Here is a 7,916-nt window from a genome sequence, read left to right as displayed (position 1 = left end):
TTGCCCGGTTGCGCGTCTATGGTCAGCCGCAGCTCGACTGGAGCAGTGCGAGCCGCAGCGAATTGTTCGATCTCGCTGCCATGGAAAATGGCGCGTATCTGGTTGGCACGAACAATCAGCATTTCGGCTTGGCGTCGACCTTGCTGATGCCGGGCCGCGGCGTGAACATGGGCGATGGCTGGGAAACGCGGCGTCGTCGTGAGCCGGGCAACGACTGGTGCATCGTCGCGTTGGCGCAGCCGGGCGTGATCAAGAAAATCGAAGTCGATACCGCGCATTTCAAGGGCAATTATCCTGACCGGTGTTCGCTGCAGGCCGCGTATGTGACGGGTGGAACCGACAGTTCGCTCGTTACGCAGGCTATGTTCTGGCCGGTGCTGCTTGGCGAGCAGAAGCTGCAGATGGACAAGCAGCACGGGTTTGAATCAGAGATTGCTGCACTGGGCCCTGTCACGCACGTGCGGTTCAACATTTATCCGGATGGTGGCGTATCGCGGTTGCGCTTGTTCGGCACGCTGGCGTGAAGTTCATGATGAAGCAGGTCCTGCGATGAAAAAGTTGGCAGTTGAACCGTTGACCAAGGCAGCCTTCGAGCCGTTCGGCGATGTCATCGAGCTCGAGGGCGCGAAGCAGATCCCGATCAACCTCGGGACGACGATGCGCTTCCATGATCTGGCTCGTATCGATGTGGAAGACGAAGGTGGACGGACGCTGGTGAACCTGTTCCGCGGGCAGCTGCGGGTGCTGCCGTTCGAGGTATCGATGCTTGAGCGGCATCCTTTGGGAAGTCAGGCGTTTGTGCCGCTCAACGATCGCCCGTACCTGGTTGTGGTGGCGCCGGCTGGCGAGTTGAAACCTTCTGCTATTCGCGCGTTTGTGACGCGCGGGTGGCAGGGCGTGAATTACGCGAAGGGAGTCTGGCATCACCCGTTGATTGCACTTGATGAAGTGAGCGACTTCATCGTGGTTGATCGTGGTGGGGATGGGGTCAACCTCAATGAGCAGCAACTGGAAGAATCGCTCTGGTTGATGGACGAGGACTTCGGTCGTACCTGACTAGAGTATTTGCGTGAACGAAAAGCAGCGAGCCGGTTCAACGCCGTGCCGCTGCTTTTTGCTTTAATGGATTTGATTGAAGGTGTTTCAGAGGCTTATCTAACTAAGCGAACATTTGATCAAGCCATAAGATCGCAAACGAAGGATTCGGTCGTACCAAGTCCTATGTGCATTGGAACTTGCCCGATACCACTGGTGGCGAAGCGTGTGGATGTAAGACTTCGGAGGGGGAGGGGTTCGAGTGTCCGTGGTTATGGCGTCGAGCGTTCTTCTGAAGTACCAAACAGATTGGACCTGCACGCTCGGGACACTTATGAGCCATCGGTTAAGAGGCGTTTTCTTTGCTTCGTTTCTTTTTCGCCGTTGGAAAAAGAAATGAAGTCTGTAGTGGTCCAATGGTCGTGGACACCTCAAAAAGGGATAATTCTCTAAATGAGGTGAGAAATGGGCAGACGAGACTTTCCAGACGAATTCAAGGCCGACGCGATCCGCCTTGTAGTGGAGCAGCGATATTCCTTTGCTCAAGCGAGCAAGGCGATGGGCGTTGGCGACACGGCTTTACGGCGCTGGGTGGCGCAATGGCGCGCGCAAAAGGCGGCGCCCCCGCGCACGGCTGACCAGATTAGCGCGGACGCGCAGCGCATAAAGGAGCTGGAGGCGCGGGTAGCCGATCTGGAAAGGGAGCGGGAGATTTTAAAAAAATCCACGGCCTTCTTCGTGAAAGAAATGGATCGCTCATTGAAGTGATTCATTCGTTGAGGAAGGCCTATCCGATTATCGCCATGTGCGCCCTGACGGGCGTGTCTCGCAGCAGCTACTACGCATTTGTGCGGCCACGTGTGCAGCGCCGGCACTCTTCGCAACTGCTCGATGCTGCGCGTCAGATACACGATGAAAGCCGAGCCAGCTACGGTAGCCGCAGGATGGCGCAGTCGTTGCAGCGCAAAGGCTATGCAGTCGGGCGCCACCGGGCAAGAAGCTTGATGAGAGAAGCAGAGTTGGTGGTGCGCAAGCGGCGCACTCACCGGTATCGAAAGGCTGAAGGCGAGGCGCACGTGGCACAGCACCTGTTGGAGCGCAAGTTCGAACCCGGTGCGATCAATCGTGTCTGGGCGGGCGATGTGACGTACGTGAGAAGTAAGCAAGGTTGGTCGTATCTGGCCATCGTCATGGATTTGCACTCGCGCCGCATTGTAGGCTGGGCGTTTGACATCCAGGCTGCCACGGAACTCGTGATTCGGGCTTTGCAGCACGCGTACCGCAGCCGACAACCGGGCGCGGGCCTCATGTTCCATTCGGATCAGGGCTGCCAATACACGAGCGCACGCTTTGTCGATGATCTGAAGAACGCCGGCATCACACAGAGCATGAGTCGCAAAGGTAATTGCTGGGACAACGCGGTGGTTGAGCGTTTCTTCAGGAGCTTAAAGAGCGAATGGATCGGCGAACACGAGTACGAAAGCCATGAGGAAGCAAAAAGTGACATCCGAGAGTTCGTGGAAAAGTACTACAACTATCAGCGTCTTCATTCGGCAACCCACAATTTGCCGCCGGTTCTGTACGAAGCGAGTTCTTTATGAAATCCCCTTTGCGGGTGTCCACAATTACTTGACCACTACAGTCCCGCCACGGACAGTGGCTAATAGTGTTCAAGAAATCAGCCAAGACAAACCGCGCGAGAACCTGGACAGCAGCAACCCGGCATAACTGAGCACCGAGCTGCTGCCATCAACCGTCCAGGCCCCACGCAACACACAAAGAACCAAGTGCGAACGAAAATTACTTCAAAGCCCCGCCTTGAAACCAAGCAGCGATCTTGGCCCGTTCGGCATCGGTCATCTGCGTGACGTTCCCAAGCGGCATTGCTTTGAGCACCACAGCCTGCTGATAGACCCGTTGCGCGTTCATCGAAATAGCATCCGGCGTATCAAGCAAAACCCCTGCGGGCGCGGCGCCCATCATCGTAGGATGTGCAGCATGACAGGTCGCGCAACGCTGCTGCAGGATCGGCTCAATATCGGCCACCCGCACAACCGGCGCACCCGCCACTGGCGCAACAGTCGGCACAGCCTTCGGCATGGTCCACGCAAACGCACCGAACATCAGCAACACGCCAATCACAGGCAAATACCACAACACCTGCCCACGATGCCGCATCACAAAGAACTGCCGAATCAGCGCACCGGCCAGCATGATGATCAGCAACACGGCCCAGTTATACGGATGCGTGTAAGTCATCGCGTAGTGATTCGACAGCATCACGAACACCACCGGCAACGTGAAATAGGTGTTGTGCACCGAACGCTGCTTGCCGCGCTTGCCATAAATGGCATTGGGCACCTGGCCCTTGAGCATGGCATCGACCATCTTGCGCTGGCCGGGGATGATCACGAAAAACACGTTCGCCGACATGATCGTGGCAAGCGTCGCGCCGGTAATCAGATAAGCGGCGCGTCCAGCGAACACATGACATGCCAACCACGCCGCGATGATCACGTAAGCGCCAACACAGATGCCCAGCAACCGGTCGCGATTCCCGAGCAGGCGGCACAGCGAGTCATAAACAATCCAGCCCGCAAGCAGGAAACCCAGCGCTGACGAAACGGCAACGACCGGCCCCATGTCGAGCACATTTTTATCGATGAGATACGTGCTCGGCGAGAACAGATACAACACCATGAAGAGCCCAAAGCCGGACATCCACGTGGTGTAGGAAGGCCACTTCGACCAGTGCAAATCCTCGGGCATGTTCTCCGGCGCGACGGTGTACTTCTGCATGTTGTAAAACCCGCCGCCATGCACGTGCCACAACTCGCCGAATACGCCGCGCTTCGTCGCGGCAGGATCCTTCGCCGGTTTCAGGCTGTTATCGAGCGCCACGAAATAGAAGGACTCGCCAATCCACGCAATCGCCACAATCACATGCAGCCAGCGCAACGCGAGATTAAGCCAGTCAACAATAAAACCTTGCATGAAACGTCTCCACCACGAATTCTTTAATCAAGCCTCAAAGGCCAGCTCTTGAGCAAAACTCCGATCAACCTCAGCTTCCGCGATACGTGCTGTAAGCCCATGGCGATACGAGCAGCGGCACGTGATAGTGCGAGGTGGCATCGGCCACACCGAAACGCAGCACCACGCGATCCACGAATCGAGGCTCGGGCAGCGTCACGCCACTGGCAGCGAAATAATCGCCTGCGTGGAACACGAGCTCGTATTCGCCTGTGACGAATGCATCGTCCTGAAGCAACGGAGCGTCGCAACGCCCGTCGGAGTTGGTTTGGGTGGTGAGAAGTGAACGCCGGGTTTCACCGGCAAGAACGAAGAGTTCGACTTTGATGCCGGCGCCGGGACGGCCGTGCGCGGTATCGAGTACGTGGGTTGTTAGCTTGCCCATTCGCGTTGTCCTTGTAGTGTGCGAGGAGCGGCTGCGCATCGAACCGTCTGGAACAGACTTCAGCGGCGGATCGAGGCTCCACAATCGTGGCTACATACCCGTCGGCGTGAGTGGATGCGCGCCGTGTTCAGCATTGTAAAAAGTTGCCGTGATCATAACGCCCGCGATAAGCAAGATAATCCGCAGCACATGAGCGAAAACCCTGCATTGCGGGCGAGAACGGCCATGCGTTCCAACCCTTTTTCATCGCTTCCCGCCGATGCTACCTGCGCCAAAATTCACCATCATATTGAGTCTGTGAAGACAACTATGGCGGCGTTCGCATTGTCAGAGGCTTTTTGGCTTGTGACAGTGAGGCCTTGCACAGCGCGGCTGGCTGGCATCCCGAAGACGGCGATCGACGCTGGGTAACCGGGTGAATACGCGAAGTCGAGTGTTATCTTCGCGCCCTCGGAAAACAGTGAAGCAGCGGAGATCAATATGCAGCAGAAGCAAAAAACCTTGCTGGTAAAGAATGCGCAGGTGCTCGTGACCATGGACGACGCACGGCGTGAGATTCGCGACGGCGGATTGTTTATCGAAGGCAACCGGATCGTGGCCGTTGGGCCGACGAGCGAGTTGCCGCAGGACGCAGACGAAGTGCTGGACATGGCGGGCCATCTGGTGATTCCGGGTCTCGTCAACACCCATCACCATATGTACCAGAGCCTGACGCGGGCCGTGCCGGCAGCGCAGAACGCCGAGTTGTTCGGCTGGCTCACGAGCCTCTACAAAATCTGGGCGAACCTGACGCCGGAAATGATCGAGGTGTCGACGCTCACCGCCATGGCCGAGTTGCTGCTCTCGGGCTGCACGACGTCGAGCGATCACCTCTACATTTATCCGAACGGCGCGCGGCTCGATGACAGCATTGCGTCGGCGCAGCAAATTGGCATGCGTTTTCATGCGGCGCGCGGCAGCATGAGCGTCGGGCAAAAAGACGGTGGATTGCCGCCGGATTCAGTGGTCGAGAAAGAAGACGCGATCCTGAAAGACACGCAGCGCCTGATCGAGACATATAACGACAAAGGCCGTTACGCGATGCTGCGCGTCGTCGTGGCGCCATGCTCGCCATTCTCGGTGAGCCGCGAGTTGATGCGCGATTCGGCTGTACTGGCGCGGGAGTATGGGGTATCGATGCACACGCATCTCGCCGAGAACGTGAATGACGTCACGTACAGCCGGGAGAAGTTTGGCATGTCGCCGGCCGAATACGCCGAGGATCTGGGCTGGGTCGGACCGGATGTGTGGCACGCGCATTGTGTGCAGCTCGACCGCGCGGGTATCGAATTGTTTGGACGCACCGGGACGGGCGTGGCGCACTGTCCGTGTTCGAACATGCGGCTGGCATCGGGCATTGCGCCAATTCGTGCGATGCGTGATGCGGGCGTGAGCGTGGGCATCGGCGTGGATGGATCGGCATCGAATGATGGCGCACAGATGGTGGCCGAAGTGCGGCAAGCCATGTTATTGCAGCGCGTGGGGTTTGGTCCCGACGCCATGAGCGCGCGCGAAGCCCTGGAGATCGCCACGCTTGGCGGCGCAAAAGTACTGGGCCGGGACGATATCGGCGCGTTGGCGCCGGGCATGGCCGCGGATTTCGTGTCGTTCGATCTAAGCCATCACGCTTTCGCCGGCGCGCTGCACGATCCCGTCGCGGCGCTGGTTTTCTGCGCGCCGTCGCAGGTGGCGACGAGTGTCATCGATGGAAAGGTGGTCGTGCGTCACGGTCAGTTGACGACCGTCGATCTGGGTCCGATCGTCGAGCGTCATAACCGGCTGGCGGGAAAGCTGATGGAATTGGCCCGCTAGGGCCTCGGGAAAGGATCAGGGAACATCGATCAGCGAGCGCGTGGCATCGGCGACCAGGTGACGCAGCCACCGTACTTCGTCGGAGTAATGGCAGCGCTCGTGCCACAACTGGTAATACTGCATTGGCGGGAAATCGAGCGGGGCGGGCACCACGGTCAGCGGCAGGAACTTCGCGTAGTGATCCGCAAAAAGGCGGGTGGTCGTGAACACGAGGTCCGACTTGATCAGCACGTACGGCGCGAGATTGAAGTAGGGCAGCGTGACGACCACATGGCGCTTGAGGCGCTCGCGTGCCAGATGGACATCGATCGCACCGCGCTGGCCCACGGAATAAGGCGTGGGCGCGAGATGCGGCGCGTTGAGGTACTGGTCGAGTGTGAGCGCGCCGCGACGCGCAAACGGATGATTGGAACTGACAAGGCACACGATCTTGTCGACAAAAAGATTCGAGAGATGCAGTTGTTCTGGCGGCTCGGGCCAGTTGCCCACAACGATGTCGAGCTTGCCTTCTTCCAGCGCGAGTTCGTAGTCGAAAGCGGGACCGAGCGAATGAAATTCGAGCGTGGCGTTGGGCGCAGCAATGCGAAAGCGCTCGACCACGGTGGGCACGAACAACACATTCAGGTAATCCGGGCAGCCAATCCGATAACACCGCACCGAAGTCGACGGTTCGAAATTATGTTGCTGGACCTTGATGCGTTCGATCTCGCGCAGTGCGTTTTGCGTGGGTTCGAGCAGGCGCAGACCGTATTCGGTCGGGACCATGCCTGCTTTGCCGCGCACGAGCAGCGGATCTCCGGTGATATCGCGCAGACGCCGGAGCGCCGCGCTGATGGCGGGTTGCGACTGATTCAACTTCACGGCCGCGCGTGTGACGCTGCGTTCCATGAGAAGGGTGTGCAGGACGCGTAACAAGTAAGTATCGATTGCTTCGCGTTGCTGACTCATGTTCTCTCCAATATACGGTCTAGCTGATAGACCAAGGTGCGGGACATATTGTTTTTAATATGACACATTTATGGCGTCAAGACAGACATACCCGAAAGCAAGTTCGTTGCAAGCTTTGCAACAGCTGTTTGTTGCTTGGAAGTGACTTCAACGTGGCGTTATCACGCGCACTATTTTGAGCAATCGACGCCCCGCACCATTTTGGGTATCTTTTCCTCGCAGACTGCTTGTTTCCGTTGCCGCCTGACCGGTTACCCCGGTTTTGCGCAATTTCCGCACTTTCTGAGTCCATATGGGCGACGCTATTTCCTCTTCCATTCAGCCGGGCGGTGCGCGTGTTCCGCGCCTCGCGCTACGCGGCATCAGCAAGCAATATCCCGCCGTCAAGGCGAACGACGACGTCACGCTCGTCGTCGAACCCGGTGAAATCCACGCCGTGCTCGGCGAGAACGGCGCCGGTAAATCGACGTTGATGAAAATCATCTACGGCGCCGTGCGGCCAGACGAAGGCGAGATTCAGTGGAACGGCGAGACGGTCGAGATCGGCAGTCCGGCTGCGGCGCGAAAGCTGGGTATCGGCATGGTGTTCCAGCACTTTTCGCTCTTCGATACGCTGACCGTCGGCGAGAACATTGCGCTCGCGCTCGACGATAGATTCGATCTC

7 protein-coding genes and 1 pseudogene are annotated in these 7,916 nt (G+C 58.1%); 5 read left to right on the top strand and 3 right to left on the bottom strand.

What is annotated here, in order from left to right; all coding sequences use genetic code 11:
* From ACFFAR_RS18570 to ACFFAR_RS18560, 3 genes and pseudogenes are all read left to right on the top strand, one after another.
* Nucleotides 1-524, top strand: a pseudogene (locus ACFFAR_RS18570) (allantoicase); the annotation flags it as partial.
* Nucleotides 525-549: 25 nt separating this feature from the next.
* A complete protein-coding gene (locus tag ACFFAR_RS18565; protein WP_174364901.1) occupies nucleotides 550-1,056 on the top strand; it encodes an ureidoglycolate lyase in 507 nt (168 codons plus the stop codon).
* A 444-nt stretch (nucleotides 1,057-1,500) separates the two neighbouring features.
* A protein-coding gene (locus tag ACFFAR_RS18560; protein ID WP_375508243.1) for an IS3 family transposase occupies nucleotides 1,501-2,636 on the top strand; the annotation gives its coding sequence in 2 pieces (ribosomal slippage) (nucleotides 1,501-1,750 and nucleotides 1,750-2,636; 1,137 coding nt in all).
* Nucleotides 2,637-2,835: 199 nt separating this feature from the next.
* Here the strand turns inward: ACFFAR_RS18560 and ACFFAR_RS18555 are convergent.
* Together ACFFAR_RS18555 and uraH are read right to left on the bottom strand one after the other, a co-directional pair.
* Entirely contained in the window at nucleotides 2,836-4,029 is a 1,194-nt protein-coding gene (locus ACFFAR_RS18555; RefSeq protein WP_061999202.1) for a urate hydroxylase PuuD, read from the bottom strand.
* A gap of 70 nt (nucleotides 4,030-4,099) precedes the next feature.
* On the bottom strand, nucleotides 4,100-4,453 hold the full coding sequence (uraH, locus tag ACFFAR_RS18550) for a hydroxyisourate hydrolase (RefSeq protein WP_075357855.1): 354 nt from the start codon (nucleotides 4,451-4,453) through the stop codon (nucleotides 4,100-4,102).
* Nucleotides 4,454-4,933: 480 nt separating this feature from the next.
* On the opposite strand from uraH, the gene ACFFAR_RS18545 reads away from it, so the two are divergent.
* Nucleotides 4,934-6,304: an 8-oxoguanine deaminase gene (locus tag ACFFAR_RS18545; protein ID WP_174364708.1), complete on the top strand. Its 1,371-nt coding sequence runs from the start codon at nucleotides 4,934-4,936 to the stop codon at nucleotides 6,302-6,304.
* A 15-nt stretch (nucleotides 6,305-6,319) separates the two neighbouring features.
* On the opposite strand, the gene ACFFAR_RS18540 is transcribed toward ACFFAR_RS18545, so the two are convergent.
* Complete coding sequence (locus ACFFAR_RS18540) at nucleotides 6,320-7,252, bottom strand: LysR substrate-binding domain-containing protein (protein ID WP_056352995.1); 933 nt, start codon at nucleotides 7,250-7,252, stop codon at nucleotides 6,320-6,322.
* A gap of 292 nt (nucleotides 7,253-7,544) precedes the next feature.
* Between ACFFAR_RS18540 and ACFFAR_RS18535 the strand changes: the two genes are divergently transcribed.
* Nucleotides 7,545-7,916 (top strand): ATP-binding cassette domain-containing protein (locus ACFFAR_RS18535; RefSeq protein ID WP_174364707.1); only part of this gene is annotated, 372 nt, incomplete at its 3' end.

Origin of the sequence: uncultured Caballeronia sp., from assembly GCF_964243625.1 — a bacterium.
GTDB lineage: Bacteria > Pseudomonadota > Gammaproteobacteria > Burkholderiales > Burkholderiaceae > Caballeronia.
Note: the sequence above shows the minus strand (reverse complement) of the source record. Positions and strands in the feature narration are given on the sequence as shown.